The organism is Pseudomonas shirazica, assembly GCF_015168335.1.
Taxonomy (GTDB): domain Bacteria; phylum Pseudomonadota; class Gammaproteobacteria; order Pseudomonadales; family Pseudomonadaceae; genus Aquipseudomonas; species Aquipseudomonas asiatica.
On record NZ_CP063456.1, the window covers coordinates 4,886,515 to 4,904,367 of the forward strand.

At 64.3% G+C, this 17,853-nt stretch carries 11 protein-coding genes; 3 read left to right on the forward strand and 8 right to left on the reverse strand.

Going from position 1 to position 17,853, the window contains the following annotated elements; genetic code table 11:
* The first annotated feature begins 23 nt into the window (after positions 1–23).
* Positions 24–2,843, forward strand: coding sequence for a dermonecrotic toxin domain-containing protein (locus IMX18_RS22615; protein ID WP_191472009.1), 2,820 nt, complete (start codon positions 24–26; stop codon positions 2,841–2,843).
* Here the strand turns inward: IMX18_RS22615 and IMX18_RS22620 are convergent.
* The 8 genes from IMX18_RS22620 to glnE all read right to left on the reverse strand — a co-directional run bounded on the left by IMX18_RS22620 (position 2,804) and on the right by glnE (position 12,922).
* On the reverse strand, positions 2,804–4,246 hold the full coding sequence (locus IMX18_RS22620; RefSeq protein ID WP_013970541.1) for a lipopolysaccharide kinase InaA family protein: 1,443 nt from the start codon (positions 4,244–4,246) through the stop codon (positions 2,804–2,806). The genes IMX18_RS22615 and IMX18_RS22620 overlap by 40 nt on opposite strands.
* Positions 4,246–4,998, reverse strand: a complete 753-nt coding sequence (locus tag IMX18_RS22625) for a lipopolysaccharide kinase InaA family protein (RefSeq protein ID WP_015268682.1) — start codon at positions 4,996–4,998, stop codon at positions 4,246–4,248. The genes IMX18_RS22620 and IMX18_RS22625 overlap by 1 nt, the downstream gene beginning before the upstream one ends.
* Positions 4,995–5,729: a lipopolysaccharide kinase InaA family protein gene (locus tag IMX18_RS22630; RefSeq protein WP_015268681.1), complete on the reverse strand. Its 735-nt coding sequence runs from the start codon at positions 5,727–5,729 to the stop codon at positions 4,995–4,997. The genes IMX18_RS22625 and IMX18_RS22630 overlap by 4 nt, the downstream gene beginning before the upstream one ends.
* Positions 5,729–6,535, reverse strand: coding sequence for a lipopolysaccharide core heptose(I) kinase RfaP (gene rfaP / locus IMX18_RS22635; protein ID WP_013970539.1), 807 nt, complete (start codon positions 6,533–6,535; stop codon positions 5,729–5,731). Before rfaP ends, IMX18_RS22630 begins: the two co-directional genes overlap by 1 nt.
* Positions 6,532–7,656, reverse strand: coding sequence for a glycosyltransferase family 4 protein (locus IMX18_RS22640; RefSeq protein ID WP_015268680.1), 1,125 nt, complete (start codon positions 7,654–7,656; stop codon positions 6,532–6,534). The genes rfaP and IMX18_RS22640 overlap by 4 nt, the downstream gene beginning before the upstream one ends.
* On the reverse strand, positions 7,656–8,714 hold the full coding sequence (waaC, locus tag IMX18_RS22645; RefSeq protein ID WP_015268679.1) for a lipopolysaccharide heptosyltransferase I: 1,059 nt from the start codon (positions 8,712–8,714) through the stop codon (positions 7,656–7,658). Before waaC ends, IMX18_RS22640 begins: the two co-directional genes overlap by 1 nt.
* Entirely contained in the window at positions 8,715–9,764 is a 1,050-nt protein-coding gene (gene waaF, locus IMX18_RS22650; RefSeq protein ID WP_013970536.1) for a lipopolysaccharide heptosyltransferase II, read from the reverse strand.
* Between the two features lie 224 nt (positions 9,765–9,988).
* Complete coding sequence (gene glnE, locus IMX18_RS22655) at positions 9,989–12,922, reverse strand: bifunctional [glutamate--ammonia ligase]-adenylyl-L-tyrosine phosphorylase/[glutamate--ammonia-ligase] adenylyltransferase (protein WP_061303841.1); 2,934 nt, start codon at positions 12,920–12,922, stop codon at positions 9,989–9,991.
* A 383-nt stretch (positions 12,923–13,305) separates the two neighbouring features.
* On the opposite strand from glnE, the gene aceE reads away from it, so the two are divergent.
* Together aceE and aceF are read left to right on the forward strand one after the other, a co-directional pair.
* A complete protein-coding gene (gene aceE, locus IMX18_RS22660) occupies positions 13,306–15,951 on the forward strand; it encodes a pyruvate dehydrogenase (acetyl-transferring), homodimeric type (RefSeq protein ID WP_003258640.1) in 2,646 nt (881 codons plus the stop codon).
* Between the two features lie 13 nt (positions 15,952–15,964).
* Positions 15,965–17,605 (forward strand): dihydrolipoyllysine-residue acetyltransferase, encoded by a 1,641-nt coding sequence (gene aceF, locus IMX18_RS22665; RefSeq protein WP_015268676.1) that lies wholly within the window; start codon positions 15,965–15,967, stop codon positions 17,603–17,605.
* The last annotated feature ends 248 nt before the right edge of the window (positions 17,606–17,853 follow it).

A 17,853-nucleotide genomic window follows, 5' to 3' on the forward strand; every position in this document is an offset into this window, starting at 1 on the left:
GCCATTTTCCAAGGAGCCATACCATGACACCTTTGCAGCGCCTCGAAGCGCTCGATCAACAACTCATCGCCCTTGAGCAAGGCAAACCCGAACTGGCGAGCGAAACGGAACCGGCCGCCCTGCGCCAGCGTTTTTTTGGTGACCTGGCAGCGTTCTGGAACGACCCTGTCGAAACAGGCCACAGCCGCGTCCGGCAACTGCGCGAACTGCGTCATGAGCAACTTCTGGCCGAACTGGAACTGCGCCTCGCCGACCAGACCCTGGACTACAGCCACATTAGCCTGCTGCGCACCTCACTGGAGCTGCCGCTACCCTGGCAGCGCAACCACCTGCCAGACACCCACCGGGCCCAGGTTTATCGGCCGGTATTCAACCGTTCAAGCCCCCATGGCCGGTTGCCGTTACCCGGCGTGCTGGTATTGGTGGCAGACGCACCGGAAGGGGCCGTTGCCGAGCCTGCAACAGCCACAGGCCAGGCACTGCTGTGCAGCGTTTCTCATGGCGTTGAAGGCTTCGCCAACCTGGCTGAACTGCATAGGGAGCTGTGCGAGCGCCTGGACGACCCCATGCAAAGCCGGCCAATGCTGCAACTGCTCCCCCGCCTGCAGGACCAGCAACTGGTCCGGTGTGCCGACCGGCTGCGCTACGAGTGGTTTACCGGCGACCTGGTCGAACAACAGGCCACTGACGTGATCGACGCGCAGCATCAACGGCTTACCATCGCCTGGCATGCCGCCTGGGTGCTTGACCAGAACCCGGATCTACCGGCACTGAAAAGCACCCTGTCCAAACAGCAGTCACTGACCGATCTCATGGGCAGCCAATATGCGTTGTCCACCCGTTATGCGCTGCTGCTGGAAAAACACCTGCCCGCCTGGCTGCGCCAGAGCTCCACGCAAAGCCTGACGCACATCATGCAAACGATCCAGGAGCTCGCCGGGGCCATCACACAGGCCGCTGCACCCGGCCTTTTGACCCTTGAGGCGTTCGGCAGTCGCCACCACCTGCTGGCATGGGTGCGCGAACGCCTCGGCAAGGCGCTGCGGCGCGAATTCTCCATCGAATTGCCTGCCGAAAAAATCTGCATAACCGTCACGCTTGCACACCGCACCGGCCCGCTGATCAACCCGCTGGCACCTTCGGGTTACGTGGCCGTTGCCAACCGTCGCCATGTCGGTGACACCATCGAGCTGGTAACCACCACCTACCGCCTGGACGAGCTGGCCCTGTTGAACATCGGCTGGTTCGACGTCGATTACTGGCTGACTGCCCGAATACACCACGAAGACGGCTCCACGCTGGAATCAATATCCGCGGAAGGGGTAAAGCGCCTGGTGCGTGAGCTAGACGCCGGCAGTGGCTACATCCGCTACCTGCGAACCCACCTGCTGGAGTCTCCAGGTGCGCGCTGGCGCATGCAATGCCACGGCAACATGAACCGCGCCCGCATGCGCGCCGAGGCGGCCAAGGCCCGCTATGCCAGGCACTTTCTGAACGATACCCACGAGCGGGGCTATCGCTGGGTCAAAGCCGTCACCGACCACCCCGACAACAATTGGCGCCCTACCATCGACGAGCATCGTATCGCGGTGCGCCAACTGATCATCGACGGGCACACGCTGCAAGGGGTACTGCTGCTCAATGCCGAGAGCGACAACCAGCCGTCGCTGGTGCTGTATACGCCGGACGCTCCCGACCGGCGCGCATGGCGTGAATACCCCGATACCCGGGCGCTGCTCAGAACCCTTCGCAGCACGCCGTCCTTGCGAAAGTACATGATCCAGCGCGCGCCTCTGGCTGATGGCAAGCGGCTCGACAAGTTGGTGCGCAAAGGCCGCCTCGGGCCATATGTGCAAAGACCAATGATCAACGGCAACCTCTTCGATGCCCTTTACAAGGCCCAGGTCCACGCCATGATCGCCGAGGCCGATACCAACAGCCGCAGCAACCGCGAGCTGCTCGGCGAGTACGGGCTGTCGACGCTGCGCCTGGTTCTCGACATGATCAGCCTCGTGCTACCGGCCCCGACAATGTCAGCCCTGGCCTTCGGCCGTATGTCGATTTCGCTGTGGGACGGCTTCGAAGCCCTGGAAAAAGAGGATTATGCAGCGACCTTCCACCACGCCATGGCTGCTTTGAGCCACAGCGCCGACGGGTTGTCCAGTTTCGCTGGTTCGCCCCTCATGCGCCGGGCGATGCGCGGCCTGCCGCCGCAACCTCCGCGCCCACTGCCGAATACCCACGAAGCGGCCGTGGATGTGAGCAAGCTGCGCTACCGGATCGACGGCGTTCATGGCGAGGAAGTGTACGAACAGATCAACAGCGTGCCAGGCCCGGACCGGTACTTCGTCAAGGACAGCCAGGGGAGGTTGTACAACGTCCACTTCGACGGCTATCGCTGGCGGGTTCTCGACCCCAGGCAGCCGGATGCCTACGCGCAACTGCCGATCAAACGGCTGCGCAACGGCAATTGGGTGGTCGATTCCATCGTGCTTTGGCATGACGGGTTGCCTGACATAGCCCACCTGTTGGAAGAGGTACGCCTGCAACAACCATTAGCGGGCGAACCGGTGGCAGGGGACGCCGACCTGCACGACGCTGGGGGGCAACTCTATTTGCAGTTGGGTAACCATCAGTTGCCGGTTCGACGGCACCTGCTTGCCGGGCAATACCATTTGCTGCTGCCCGAGAAGGCACTGGGCGCAGTCCACGCCTGGGCAGTATTGCGCCAACAGGGCGGCCAATGGCGCATTCGCGTGCGCCAGCCAGGCCGCAGCAGCGACTGGCTGGCACTGCCGGCGGATTACTCGGCCAGCTTGGGCAACAGCCGGTCCAGCCGCTGATGCAAGGCACTGCCACTCGGCCAGTTGCGCAGCAGCCGCGCCCGATCACGGGCGTAGGCCGGGGCGAAGCTGAGCTGGGTGGCGTGCTGGCACATGGCGTCGAGGTCGATCAGCGACCATTGGCCGTTGTGCCAGAACAGGTTGTGGCCCTTGAAGTCGCCGTGGCTGATACGCTCGCGAATCAGTTGCTGCATCACATGCACCAGGGCATCCACCTGCTCCTCAGGCGCATCGCCGTTATCCACGTAGGGCGCGAAGCATTCGGCCAGGTCTGGGCCATCGATATACTCGGTGACCAGGTAGGCACGGCTTCGCAGCCCCATCACCCGTTGCTCCAGCACCGCGAGTGGACGCGGCGTGGCAATGTCGAGGAACTCCAGGCGATGGCCTTCGATCCAGGAATGCCAGGCCCGGCTCGGGCGCCAGAAGCGCTTGAACCAGTGCGCGGTGTTCTTGATGTTGTAGCGCTTGAGCACCAGCGTGCGCCCGCCAACCTCGATGCGCGCCACACTGGCCGCACCACCGGTCTTGTACAGGTGACCCTGGTCGATCAACGCATCGGCCTGCTCCAGTACCGGCAGCATGGCTTCGACCTCGTCGCGGCGGATTGCCCGCAAGCCCGAAAGGCTGCGCTCGACACTGAACAGGCTGCATTCACGACCAGCCTTTTCCAGGTAATCCTTCTGGCGCCAGCTGCGCACCTTGTCTACCTGCTTCTGCAGGGCTTCCAGCGGCAGCGCATGCTCGGCGTTGGCCAGCAGATAGTGCACCAGCAATTCTTCGATGAAAGGCTCCAGGCGCTTGGGGAGCTGAGCGAAGAACACCCCCAGGTTTTCCAGCACACGCGGGCGTGACAGCTGCTGGCCAGGCGTTTCGGCCTTGATGCCGGCGCCGTCGATCAGGTACAGCTTGCCGCCGTGGCGCAGCAGGTTGTCCAGGTGCAGGTCTTCCTGCCACAGGCCCCGGGCGTGCATGTGCGCCACTGCGGTGAGCGCCTCGCCCAGCACCAGATGCTGCTCGTCTGCCAACACCGGCAAGCTCTCCACTGCCGCCCAGGCATCGGCCAGGCTCTCGGCGCCGTCGAGGAATTCGAACAGCAGCCAGCCGCCCTCGCCTTCCTTGAGGCCGTCGGCCAGCAGCTTCGGCGTGGTCAGGCCCTGCTCGGCCAGCAGTTTCACGCCTTGCAATTCGCGCTGGAAATGCCGTGCAGCGTTACCACCGACCAGCAGCTTGGCCAGCACCGGGGTACCGCGCCACACGCCGGCACCCACATAGCGCTGGCCCGGCAGCACGCGCAGCAGGCTGAGCAATTGCAGGTCGGCCGTGCCGGCGGCATCGGCCAGGGTGATGCTCAGGGGCAACGAGGGGCTGCGCCCGGCCTCTTTCAATTCAGACAAACGCATCAGCGGGCCTCTTTTTCACGACGGCGTTGCGTCAGGCGTTGCAGCCAGGTATCGACCAGCGTGCCATCGGCAGGCTGCGCCAGGTAGCTGGCCAGCAAGGTACGTACATCGCGCTCGCCCCAGACCGGTGCGCGGCGCAGCAACGGCTCCAGGTCCTTGAGGCGGTCACGCATGCCGAACAGCAGGGGTCGGGTCTTCTCCAGGTCGATCAGTTGCGCGTCCCAGCCTTCGCGGCGCTGACGCAGGAAGATGTGCTTGGGGTAGAAGCAACCATGCACCTGGCCGGCACGGTGCAGGGTGCGCGCCAGCTGGCCGCAGGCCTGCAGGACACCATTGCGTTCGGCATCGCTCAGTTGTGGCCACCGGGCCAACAAGCTGTCGAGGTCGGCCCATTCGTCCAGAGCACGAGTCATCAGGATCGCCCGGTGCGTGCCGCCTTTCTTGCGCTCGCCGTAGAACACCGCCTGCAAGGCCGGAATCTGCAGTTTCTGGTAACGGCTGATGTTGCGGAATTCGCGGGCGAAGGTCGGCTCGCCGAATGGCCGGTGGAGGGTACGGGTCAGGTAGTCGCTCTGGCGCTTGAGGTAGTAGCCCTTGCCCTCGAGTTCCAGGCGGTACACGCTGCTCCAGCCACCGCGGCCGGTGTTCGGTTCGTCCACGGCATCCAGTTGCAGCGCCCACAGCGCCTCGAAGTCGTCCAGGCCATGGCGCTTGAGCAGCGCGAGGTCCGCGCTGGCCAGGTAATCGGTCATTCCCTTCCCTCGAAAAAGCTCACCACCTGGCGAATGCGCTTCTTGTCACGCACATTCAGCCGATCGCGGCCACGATATTGCAGGTAGAAACGCAGGCGCTGGGTCGCCGACAGATGGTATTTGGCCACTTTGTCCAGGCATGCAAGGTCCTTGATCATCCGGTGCCGCCACATGAAGCCGCGCCAGAAATCGCCGGTGGGGCAGTCGATGAAGAATAGCGTGCCCTGGTCGTCGACCAGCAAGTTGCGCCATTTCAGGTCGTTATGGGCGAAGTGGTGCTGGTGCATGACCCGGGTGTGGCGCGCCAGCTGGCTGCTGACATGCCCGACCCAGGCGCGATCGGCCAGGCGTGCATCGTTGCGCTCGGCCAGCGCCGACAAGTCTTCGGTATGCGGCAGTTCGCGGGTGATCATGGCCCCCCGGCCAAAGGCCAGGCCATTGCGCTCCAGGCCCCAGGCCACCACTTCGGCAGTGGGGATGTCCCACTTGGCGAACTGCTTGAGGTTCTGCCATTCGGCCTTGATCCGCGGCCGGCCCAGGTAACGGCGCATGTGCTTGCCGGCCCCGGTGTAGCGCTTGACGTAATAATTGACCCCGTCACGCGTGATACGCACCACCTCACTGAGCGGGTCGCGGGTCAGGCGCTCGCCTTGCAGGGCAAATACAGCATCGAGGCTGCCGAAGTCCGCCGCCAGGTGTTCGTAGCCCGGCGCCAGTGTCCACCCCGCCATCAGAGTGCATCCCCATAGCGTTGCTTGCGATCGTAGAGTTTCTGCGCCTTGCGCTCCAGCCAGGCGAGCAGCGCGGCTTCATCCTTCAGGACTTGCCGCAGCGGGCGCTGGAAGTAACCGCGCAGGAAGCGCAGCTTGTCGCGCTGGGTCAGGCCGATGTCCAGCGCCGAGAAGTACAGCGCGGCCAGGTCCTTGTCGCGCCAGCGGCGGCTGATTTTCGCCCGGGTCTGCGCGCGGTGCAGGTCGATTACCGACAGTTTGAAGTCTTCCGCCGTCACCGGGCGGTCGGTGTGCAGCAGGAAGTGGCAGATGTAGCAGTCGCGGTGGTTGACCCCGGCGCGGTGCATGCCGCCGGTCATCTTCGCCACTTCGGCGATCAGCGCGCGCTTCAGGCGCGGCTCGGGCGGCTGCCTGACCCAGTCGATGCTGAAGTCTTCCAGGCTGATGGTCGGCGCCAGCTCTTCGGTGATGATGAACGAGTGCTGCGCGGCCGGGTTGCTGCCACGCTCGCCATAGGCGACGGCTGTCATGGTCGGCACGCCAACCTGGTGCAGGCGCTGTATGGCCTGCCATTCCTGGCCGGCGCCGAGTACCGGCAGCTTGGCGGTGAGCAGGTTCTTGAAGATCTCGCCCCAGCCGATGCCGCGGTGGATCTTGACGAAAAAGCCCTCGCCAGCGACTTCGGTGCGCAGCGTGCGGCGCCCTTCCAGTTCGCGATAGACCTCGCCTTGCAGCGCCTCCACGGCATCGAAGGCATCACGCCCGGCCCACAGGCGCTTGAACGGTTCGGCCAGTATCAGCTTCATGCGGACTCCTGCCCCAGGATCACGTCGGCGGCATGCTGCGGCATGCTGTACAGATCGGCGGTTTCAGCAAACGCCAGGCCGTTGCGCGACCAACTGGCGCGGGCCTGCTGGTCTTCGAGCATGCGCTGCAGGTAGCCATTGAGCTGTTCCTGCTCGAACGGCTCGTCCAGCACCAGGCCACTGTCGGCCTCAGCGATATAGTGGGCGTAGCCGCATACTTTGGAGACCAGCACCGGCAGGCCGGCCACCAGTGCCTCGAGCAGCACCGTGCCGGTGTTCTCGTTGTACGCCGGGTGGATCAGCAGGTCGGCGCCAAGCAGAAAGCGCGGGATGTCGCTGCGGCCCTTGAGGAACTGCACCTGCTCGCCCAGGCCCAAGGTAGCGCTTTGCAGCTGGAACACCTTGGGGTCATCCTGGCCGATCACCATCAGCCTGGTGCGTTTGCGCAGGGTCGACGGCAGTGCGGCCAGGGCCTTCAGGCTGCGGTCAACACCCTTGGTCTTGAAGCCCGAGCCAATCTGCACCAGCAGCAGGTCGTCATTGCCCAGGTTGAATTCCTTGCGGAACTCGGTGCGGATTTCGCCGGCATTGGCCGGCGCGCGGCGGTCCTGGGAAATGCCCGGCGGCAGCAGGTGGAAACGCTCCACCGGGGTGCCGTAGTGCTTGATGAACAGCGGCTGCTGCACTTCGGAAATCATCAGCACTTCGGTATGGGCGTCCTTGGCGAACACCGCGCGTTCGTATTCGGCAAAGTGCCGGTAACGACCCCAGCGGCGGTACAGGCCGCCACGCAGGGTCTGCGCCTTGTCCTCGAAGCAGCCGTCGGCGGCGTAGTACACATCCAGCCCAGGCATCTTGTTGAAGCCGATCAGGCGGTCGACCGGGCGCTTGGCCAGGTCGGCGGCCATCCAGGCGCTGAGCTTCTCGTTGCGGCGGTGGTTGAAAATCGCCTTCACCGGCGCCACCAGCACTTCGAAGCCCGGCGGAATGTCACCCTCCCAGATCAACGTGTACACACGGATCTGGTGGCCCCGCTTCTGGCATTCCAGGGCAATGCGCATGAAGTCGCGCTGCAGCCCGCCGAAGGGGAAATATTTGTAAAGCACGAAAGCCAGTTGCATCAACGGACATCCTCAGCCAGCAGCAACGCGCTCAAGCGGCTCGCCACATGCTCGGGATTCAGGCGAGTGAAGCACAATGGCCACTCGCGTTTCAGATCGAACCGGCGCAGGTCGTCGGCGCTCGGTTTGTAGGTGCACTTCTTCTGCAGGCAGGGCGCGCAGGGCCAGTCACTGGCCTGGTGAATCTGGGTCCGTCCGTAGGCGCCAGTCAGGCCCGGGTTGGTAGGGCCGAACAGCGAAATGGTGGGCACATCGAGTGCCGCCGCCAGGTGGCCGAGGCCGGTATCGACCGCCACGCAGGCTTTTGCCGCCGCCAACACGCGTGCGACGCCGGCAAGGTTCAATTTGGGGAGCACCTGGCAGTTGTTCAAGCCCTGGGCGATGCGCTCGGCCCGCGCCTTCTCGGCCGGGTTGCCCCACGGCAGGCGCACCTCCAGCTTGCGCCGGCCCATGCGCTCGGCCAGTTCGCGCCAGTAGGCTTCGGGCCAGTGCTTGGTCGCCCAGGTGGTGCCATGCAGGAACACCACATAGGGGGCGGCCGGCGGCAGTTGCAGGCGCTCGAGGTCCAGGCCGTAGTTGCCGATGCCTTCCGGCAGGTCGTAGGCCAGGGCCATGGCGAACAGCTGGCGCACCCGCTCCACCGCGTGCTGGCCGGTGGCAACCGACAGGCGCCGGTCATAGAAGCGGCTGGCCCAGCCTTCGCGGGCCGAATAGCGGTCCAGGCCGGCCACCGGAGCCTTCACGTAGCGGGTCAGCCAGGCCGATTTGACCAGGCCCTGGGCGTCGATCACCAGGTCGTACTTGCGCTCGCGTACACGTTGCTTGAACGCCTTCCACTCGCCGCTCTTGATGGTTTGCCAGAGGTTCTTGCGCCAGCGGCGAATGGCCACCGGGATCACCTGGTCGACCGCCGGGTGCCAGCTGGGGATTTCGGCGAAGCCTTCTTCCACCACCCAGTCGAAGCGGATGCCCGGGATGGCGTGGGCGGCATCGGTAAGCGCCGGCAAGGTGTGGATCACATCACCCAGCGACGAAGTCTTGATGATCAGTACCCGCACTTAGTCGACCTCGGCCACGGTATCGATCAGGTCCGGCCCGGTCAGGCTGTGCAGGGCAGCGATGACTTTGCCCGGTTCCAGCAGGCGCAGGCAGTTGTAGTGGCCGAAGCGGCAGGTGCGGTCGAAGCACGGGCTGCACTCGATGCCGGTGCGCACCACTTCCACGTGCTCGGCCAGCGGCGGGGTAAAGCCCGGCGAGGTCGAGCCGTACACCGCCACCAGCGGGCGGTTCAGCGCGGCGGCCACGTGCATCAGGCCCGAGTCGTTGGACACCACGGCATGGGCGCAGGACATCAGGTCGATGGCCTCGGCCAGCGAGGTTTCGCCGGCCAGGTTGGACGACTCTTCACGTAAGCCCGGGATCAGCCGATCGCGAATCTGCTCACCGACCGGGTGATCGTTCTTCGAGCCGAACAGCCACACCTGCCAGCCCTGGCGGATCATCGCATCGGCCACGGTGGCGTAGTGCTCGGCCGGCCAGCGCTTGGCCTCGCCGAACTCGGCACCGGGGCACAGCGCCAGCACCGGGCGGTCCAGCTCCAGGCCGAACTTGGCCAGGGCGGCGTCGCGGCTTTGCGCTTCGATCTGCAGGCTGGGGCGCGGGTACGGCTGCGGCAGCTCGGCGCCGGGTGCGTAAGCCAGGGCCATGAAGCGCTCGATCATCAGCGGGTAACGGGCCTTGTCCAGCTTGCGCACGTCGTTGAGCAGGCCGAAGCGCATTTCGCCGCGCCAGCCGGTGCGCTTGGGGATACCGGCAAAGAACGGCACCAGCGCCGACTTCAGCGAGTTGGGCAGCAGGATGGCCTGGTCGTACTGGCCGGCCAAGGACTTGCCGATGCGTCGCCGCGTGGCCAGTTCCAGTGCGCCGTGGCCGAGCGGGAAGCTCAGGGCCTGACGGACCTCGGGCATGCGTTCGAGGATCGGCCGGCTCCACTCGGGGGCCAGCACATCGATCACGCAGTCGGGATGCTGCTGTTTCAGGCACTGGAACAGGGTCTGCGCCATCACCATGTCGCCGACCCAGCTGGGGCCAATGATCAGTATTCTCATGCTTAGTCCAGAAACGCTCGGGGAGGCTACAGGCTGCGGTACAGCCTGGCCTCCCCTCTTTATATTCAGGCTATGTGGCGGACAGTGTACCACCGGTGGTGAGGCATGAGCCTTTGGGGCTGCTTTGCAGCCCATCGCGACACAAGGCCGCTCCTACAAGGGAATGCGATCTCCTGTAGGAGCGGCCTTGTGTCGCGATGGGCCGCAAAGCGGCCCCAGCAATCTCAAGTCAAACCCAATTCACCCCAGATCCGCCGCACTTCGCGGCGTTCATCGGCAAACTGCGCCGCATCGATAACCCCGGCCTGCTTCTGCAGGGCCTGGCGGTGCGAGGCCGAGCGGAACGCCTTGTACACTTCACGCAACAGCACCGCGTCACTGGCCGGCATCAAACCCGCCTGCTCCAGCTCTTCCAGAATGCGGATGTTATCGGTCCATCGGAGTATGGCCGGGTGGTCGTGGGACCAGGCCAAAGCGGCGTATTGCACCATAAATTCGATATCGACGATACCGCCGGCATCCTGCTTGATATCGAACGGCACACCGGCCTCGAAGGCGTTGGCTGCGGTACCGGCAGCGGTGGCCTTGGTGCCGAGGTTGTCGCGCATCTTGGCGCGCATTTCGCTCACTTCGCTGCGCAGTTTTTCCAGGTCGCGGGCCTGGCCCAACACCTTGGCGCGCACGCCTTCGAATGCCGTGCCCACCTGCTTGCAGCCCACCAGCACCCGGGCCCGCACCAGGGCCTGGTGCTCCCAGGTCCAGGCCTCGTTCTGCTGGTAGCGCTCGAACGCTCCCAGCGAGCTCACCAGCAGGCCCGAGGCACCCGACGGGCGCAGGCGCATGTCCACGTCATACAGCTGGCCCGAGTTGGTCTGGGTGGTCAGCAGGTGAATGATGCGCTGGCCGAGGCGCGTGAAGAACTGCGCACTGTCGATCGGCTTGGCGCCGTCGGTTTCCGCCTGCGGGTCGCCGTCATGGATGAATACCAGGTCCAGGTCCGATCCGTGACCCAGCTCCAGGCCACCTACCTTGCCGTAGCCGATGATGATGAAGCCCGGGTCGCACAGGCTGCCGTCGCTGCGCTTGGGCTGGCCGTGGCGGGCCACGGTCTGGCGCCAGGCCAGGGCCAGTACCTGGTCGAGGATGGCCTCGGCCAGCCAGGTCAGGTAGTCGCTGACTTTCATCAGCGGCAGGTTGCCGCTGATTTCCGAAGCGGCCACGCGCAGGCTGTGGGCCAGCTTGAAGTGGCGCAGCGCCTCCATTTGCTGTTCCAGGTCGTCCTCGGGAATGCGTGTCAGGCGTTCGCGCAGTTCGCTGGCCAGCTCCGGCGCCAGTGGCGGGCTGAACAGGCGGCCTTCGTTAAGTAGCTCGTCGAGCAGCAGCGGGTAGCGGGCAATCTGCTCGGCAATCCACGGGCTGGCGGCGCACAGTGTCAGCAAGCGGCGCAAGGCCCCGGGGTTTTCGGTGAGCAGCACCAGGTAGGCGGAACGCCGTGCCACGGCCTCGACCAGCGGCAGCACGCGCTCGAGCACCAGGTCGGGGTTGTCATGTTCCACAGCCTGGGCCAGCAACCGTGGGATAAAGGCGTCCAGGCGCTCACGGCCAATCCGCTGCATCGAACGCAGCTGCGGGCTGGAGCGCAGCGCGGCCAGGCGCCGCAGGGCTTCGGCAGGCTGCTGGAAACCAGCCTCTTGCAGCTGACGGCCAGCCGCATCTTCATCCTGTGCCTGCTCCCACAGCGGTGACCATTCCCCCCCCACCACCAGCTCGCCCTCGCCGTCTTCATCATCCGGGTCGGCGATCACTTGGCGGAAGTGCCAGTCAATACGGCCACGCCAGTGCGTCAGCTGGTCATGGAAGCTTTGCCAGTCGGCATAGCCAAGCATGTAGGCCACCCGCGCCTGATCGATCTCGTTGTCCGGCAGCATCTGCGTCTGGCGGTCGGCGATGGCCTGGATGGCGTGTTCGGTATAACGCAGGAACTCATAACCCTCGCGCAGCTCGGCGACCACGGCTGGCGGTAGGTAGCCCTGGCCCTCGAGGGTGGCCAGCACTTTAAGCAGCGGCCGCTGTTGCAGGCTGAGGTCGCGCCCGCCGTGGATCAGCTGGAAAGCCTGAGCGATGAATTCCACCTCACGAATCCCCCCGGCACCCAGCTTTATGTTGTCGGCCATGCCCTTGCGCCGCACTTCCTGCTGGATCAGCTGCTTCATGCTGCGCAGCGCTTCGATCGCGGAAAAGTCCAGGTAGCGGCGGTACACGAACGGCCGCAGCATCTCCTGCAACTGTGCCCCGGTCGCCTGGTCGCCGGCCACAACCCGCGCCTTGATCATCGCGTAGCGTTCCCAGTCACGGCCCTGGTCCTGGTAGTACTGCTCCAGGGCATTGAAGCTGAGCACCAGCGCGCCGGCCGAACCATACGGGCGCAGGCGCATGTCGACGCGGAAAACGAAACCGTCGACGGTGACCGGGTCCAGCGCCTTGATCAGGCGCTGGCCCAGGCGGGTGAAGAACTCCTGGTTGTCCAGCGAGCGCTTCACCCCTTCGGTTTCGCCGCCTTCGGGGAAGGCGAAGATCAGGTCGATGTCCGACGACAGGTTCAGCTCCACCGCGCCCAGCTTGCCCATGCCCAGCACCACCATGTGCTGCGGCTGGCCGCTGCGGTTGCCGACAGGCGTGCCGAACTGCTGACAGTGGCGCGGGTACAGCCATTGGTAGGCTTCGTCGATGGCGGCGTCGGCCAGGTCGGACAGGTCGCGGCAGGTTTCGCCCAGCGCGGCCTGGCGGGTGATGTCGCGCCAGATGATGCGCAGCTGTTGGCGGTTGCGCTCGCGGCGCAGGTTGCGCGCCAGCTCCTCCTCGCTTTGCGCCGCCTGGGCGGCTGCAGCGATGTGCCCGCACAGTTCACCCGCGGCGTAACTCCGATCCAGCTCGCCACTGGCCAGCAGGCCGAACAGCATCGCTGGCTCGCGTCGGACCAGGCCGAGCACGAAGTCGCTGGCGGCGGCTACCTGGTCGAACTGTTGCCGGTGCAGAGGGCTCCAGGCCTGGGGGTCGAGTTCCGGGTGGGCAGCCACGGCATCGCTGATGAATTGCTGGTTGCGAGCGACCAGTGGCTGCAGGGAAGCGGGCAGATCGGACGGCAAAGGTAGGCGCATGGTCTATCCTTGATCGGCGTGAAATAGAGGGGAAGAAGCGGCCAAGGGGAAGCCGGACCACGGTTGGACTGTCGTACAAAAGTTGGAAATAGCTGAAAGAAGCGAAAAAATGGCAACAAACATCAAGAATTACCCGTTCGCGACACAATGCCAACCAACATGAACGTTTTTCCTCACAAGCCAACATGCGACGAAACGTCGCACAAATGTAGTTTTACTACTACTCGTGTCGTGTAAAAGCATGAAATGCGAAAGCAAATGTAGTAAAACTACACGGCGCCGGAGGACACCCCGGTAATCCAAGAATTCACGACGTCTGCCCATAAGGCCAGTCGCAATCTCAGGCAATCGATTCTGGTTGCCTTTCCGCCCTGGAGCAAGCCATGCAAGACCTCGATCCAATCGAAACCCAGGAATGGCTGGATGCCCTGGAGTCGGTCCTCGACAAAGAAGGCGAAGACCGCGCTCATTACCTGATGACCCGTATGGGCGAGCTGGCCACCCGTAGTGGCTCCCAGCTGCCGTATGCGATCACCACGCCATACCGCAACACCATCCCTGTCACCCACGAAGCACGCATGCCTGGCGACCTGTTCATGGAACGCCGCATTCGCTCGATGGTGCGTTGGAACGCCCTGGCCATGGTCATGCGTACCAACCTGAAAGACTCGGACCTGGGCGGACACATCTCCAGCTTCGCCTCCAGCGCCACCCTGTACGACATCGGCTTCAACTACTTCTTCCAGGCCCCGACCGAAGAACACGGCGGCGACCTGATCTTCTTCCAGGGCCATGCTTCGCCAGGCATCTACGCCCGTGCGTTCATGGAAGGTCGCATCAGCGAAGACCAGATGAACAACTTCCGTCAGGAAGTGGACGGCAACGGCCTGTCTTCGTACCCGCACCCATGGCTGATGCCTGACTTCTGGCAGTTCCCGACCGTTTCGATGGGTCTGGGCCCGATCCAGGCCATCTACCAGGCACGTTTCATGAAGTACCTGGAAGCCCGTGGCTTCATCCCGGCCGGCAAGCAGAAGGTCTGGTGCTTCATGGGCGACGGCGAGTGCGACGAGCCGGAATCCCTGGGCGCAATCGCGCTGGCCGGCCGCGAGAAGCTGGACAACCTGATCTTCGTCATCAACTGCAACCTGCAGCGCCTCGACGGCCCGGTTCGCGGCAACGGCAAGATCATCCAGGAACTCGAAGGCGTGTTCCGTGGCGGTGGCTGGAACGTCAACAAGGTCGTGTGGGGCCGCTTCTGGGACCCACTGTTCGCCAAGGACACCAACGGTGCCCTGCAGCGCCGCATGGACGAAGTCATCGACGGCGAGTACCAGAACTACAAAGCCAAAGACGGCGCGTACGTTCGTGAGAACTTCTTCAACACCCCAGAGCTCAAGGCCATGGTCGAAGACCTGTCCGACGAAGAGATCTGGAAGCTCAACCGTGGCGGCCACGACCCGTACAAGGTCTACGCGGCGTACCACCAGGCGGTCAACCACAAGGACCAGCCTACCGTCATCCTGGCCAAGACCATCAAGGGTTACGGTACCGGTGCCGGCGAAGCCAAGAACACCGCGCACAACACCAAGAAGGTCGACGTCGACAGCCTGCGTCACTTCCGTGACCGCTTCGACATCCCGGTCAAGGATGCCGACCTGGAGAACCTGCCGTTCTTCAAGCCGGAAGAAGGTTCTGCCGAAGCCAAGTACCTGGCCGAGCGCCGTGCTGCCCTGGGCGGTTTCGTGCCACAGCGCCGCGCCAAGAGCTTCAGCGTACCGACCCCGCCACTGGAAACGCTGAAAGCGATCCTGGACGGCTCGGGTGACCGCGAAATCTCCACCACCATGGCCTTCGTGCGTATTCTGGCGCAGCTGGTCAAGGACAAGGAAATCGGCCAGCGCATCGTCCCGATCATCCCGGACGAAGCCCGTACCTTCGGTATGGAAGGCATGTTCCGCCAGCTGGGCATCTACTCGTCGGTCGGCCAGCTCTACGAGCCAGTCGATAAAGACCAGGTGATGTTCTACCGCGAAGACAAGAAGGGCCAGATCCTCGAGGAAGGCATCAACGAAGCCGGCGCCATGTCGTCGTTCATCGCTGCCGGTACCTCGTACAGCTGCCACAACCAGCCGATGCTGCCGTTCTACATCTTCTACTCGATGTTCGGCTTCCAGCGTATTGGCGACCTGGCCTGGGCCGCTGGCGACAGCCGCACCCGTGGCTTCCTGATCGGCGGTACTGCCGGCCGTACCACCCTCAACGGTGAAGGCCTGCAGCACGAAGACGGTCACAGCCACATGATGGCGGGCACCATCCCGAACTGCCGCACCTATGATCCAACCTACGGCTACGAGCTGGCGGTGATCATCCAGGACGGCATGAAGAAGATGACCGAAGAGCAACAGGACATCTTCTACTACATCACCGTGATGAACGAATCCTACCAGCAGCCAGCCATGCCGGCCGGTGTCGAGGAAGGCATCATCAAGGGCATGTACCTGCTGGAAGAAGACACCCGCGAAGCCGCGCACCACGTACAGCTGATGGGCTCCGGCACCATCCTGCGCGAAGTCCGCGAAGCAGCGAAGATCCTGCGTGAAGAGTTCAACGTCGGTGCCGACGTGTGGAGCGTCACCAGCTTCAACGAACTGCGTCGCGACGGCCTGGCCGTGGAACGCGCCAACCGCCTGAAGCCTGGCCAGAAGCCACAGCAGACCTATGTCGAGCAGTGCCTGAACGGTCGCAAGGGCCCGGTCATCGCCTCCACCGACTACATGAAGCTGTTCGCCGAGCAGATTCGCCAGTGGGTACCGAGCAAAGAGTTCAAGGTCCTGGGTACCGACGGTTACGGTCGCAGCGACAGCCGCAAGAAGCTGCGTCACTTCTTCGAAGTCGACCGCCACTTCGTGGTGCTGGCTGCCCTGGAAGCCCTGGCTGACCGCGGCGAGATCGAACCAAAGGTTGTTGCAGACGCTATCGTCAAGTTCGGTATCGACCCGGACAAGCGCAACCCACTGGACTGCTGAGGAGTATTTTTAAGTGAGCGAACTCATTCGCGTACCTGACATCGGCAGCGGTGAAGGTGAAATCATCGAGCTGTTCGTCAAGGTCGGTGATCGTATCGAGGCTGACCAGAGCCTGCTGACCCTGGAGTCCGACAAGGCCTCCATGGAGATCCCGGCCCCGAAAGCCGGCGTCATCAAGGAACTGAAGGTCAAGCTGGGCGACCGCCTGAAAGAAGGCGACGAGCTGCTGGTCCTGGAAGCCGAGGGCGCCGCTGCAGCGGCCCCTGAGGCTCCGGCCGCCGCTCCGGCCCAGGCTGCTGCGCCGGCTCCGGCCGCCGAAGCCGCCCCTGCCCCAGCTCCGGCAGCAGCCCCGGCTGCCGCCAGCGTGCAGGACATCCACGTGCCGGACATCGGTTCGTCGGGCAAGGCCAAGATCATCGAAGTGCTGGTAAAGGTCGGCGACACCGTCGAAGCCGACCAGTCGCTGATTACCCTGGAGTCCGACAAGGCCTCCATGGAAATCCCGTCGCCGGCTGCCGGCGTGGTCGAAGAAGTCCTGTGCAAGCTGGAAGACGAAGTCGGCACTGGCGACCTGATCTTCAAGCTGAAAGTCGCGGGCGCTGCCCCGGCTGCTGCTCCGGCACCTGCCGCTGCTGCCCCGGCCAAGGCTGAAGCGGCTCCGGCCGCCGCACCTGCCGCTGCAGCCCCGGCTGCTGCCCCTGCACCGGTTGCTACCGCACCGGCTGCCGGTAGCAACGCCAAGGTTCACGCAGGCCCGGCGGTTCGTCAGCTGGCCCGTGAATTCGGCGTCGACCTGGGCGCGGTTGCCGCGACCGGTCCGCACGGCCGCATCCTGAAAGAAGACGTGCAGGTCTACGTCAAGGCGATGATGCAGAAGGCCAAGGAGGCACCGGCAGCCGCCGGCGCAACCGGTGGCGCCGGCATCCCGCCAATCCCTGCCGTGGACTTCAGCAAGTTCGGTGAAGTGGAAGAAGTGGCCCTGACCCGCCTGATGCAGGTCGGTGCTGCCAACCTGCACCGCAGCTGGCTGAACGTGCCGCACGTGACCCAGTTCGACTCCGCCGACATCACCGAGCTGGAAGCCTTCCGCGTTGCGCAGAAGGCCGTGGCCGAGAAGGCTGGCGTTAAGCTGACCGTGCTGCCCCTGCTGCTCAAGGCCTGCGCCTTCCTGCTCAAGGAACTGCCAGACTTCAACAGCTCGCTGGCGCCAAGCGGCAAGGCCATCATCCGCAAGAAGTACGTGCACATCGGCTTTGCCGTGGACACCCCGGACGGCCTGCTGGTCCCTGTGATCAAGAACGTCGACCAGAAGAGCCTGCTGCAACTGGCTGCCGAAGCGGCTGCGCTGGCCGAGAAAGCCCGCACCAAGAAGCTGTCGGCCGACGAGATGCAAGGCGCCTGCTTCACCATCTCCAGCCTCGGCCACATTGGCGGCACCGGCTTCACGCCGATCGTCAACGCGCCGGAAGTGGCGATCCTGGGCGTCTCCAAGGCGACCATGCAGCCAGTCTGGGATGGCAAGGCCTTCCAGCCGAAGCTGATGCTGCCGCTGTCGCTGTCCTACGATCACCGTGTGATCAACGGCGCTGCCGCCGCGCGCTTCACCAAGCGCCTGGGCGACGTGCTGGGCGATATCCGCACCATGCTGCTGTAAGGCAGCCCGCTGCCCCTCCCTGCGAGGGGCAGTATGCTTTTCGAGCTGCCACGCTCGTACCTCAACCCCGTCGATTGGCGGGGCTTTTTTTTGCCTCGCATAAGGCACATTGGGGCCGCAAAGCGGCCCCGGAAATATCAGCCAGACTACAGATTCCCACCCACCAGCCGATAACCCGTCCACAGCATCACGCATGGCTGCTTGCCAGCCCCCGGGACATGATGCAACCTTGCCAGACCTGCCGCCCC

Coding starts and splice junctions, on each gene's coding strand:
- IMX18_RS22640 (WP_015268680.1), bottom strand. CDS start 7,656: ATGCAACTGGCTTTCGTGCTTTACAAATATTTCCCCTTCGGCGGGCTG.
- IMX18_RS22620 (WP_013970541.1), bottom strand. CDS start 4,246: ATGCGTTTGTCTGAATTGAAAGAGGCCGGGCGCAGCCCCTCGTTGCCC.
- IMX18_RS22615 (WP_191472009.1), top strand. CDS start 24: ATGACACCTTTGCAGCGCCTCGAAGCGCTCGATCAACAACTCATCGCC.
- rfaP (WP_013970539.1), bottom strand. CDS start 6,535: ATGAAGCTGATACTGGCCGAACCGTTCAAGCGCCTGTGGGCCGGGCGT.
- glnE (WP_061303841.1), bottom strand. CDS start 12,922: ATGCGCCTACCTTTGCCGTCCGATCTGCCCGCTTCCCTGCAGCCACTG.
- IMX18_RS22625 (WP_015268682.1), bottom strand. CDS start 4,998: ATGACCGATTACCTGGCCAGCGCGGACCTCGCGCTGCTCAAGCGCCAT.
- aceE (WP_003258640.1), top strand. CDS start 13,306: ATGCAAGACCTCGATCCAATCGAAACCCAGGAATGGCTGGATGCCCTG.
- IMX18_RS22630 (WP_015268681.1), bottom strand. CDS start 5,729: ATGGCGGGGTGGACACTGGCGCCGGGCTACGAACACCTGGCGGCGGAC.
- waaF (WP_013970536.1), bottom strand. CDS start 9,764: ATGAGAATACTGATCATTGGCCCCAGCTGGGTCGGCGACATGGTGATG.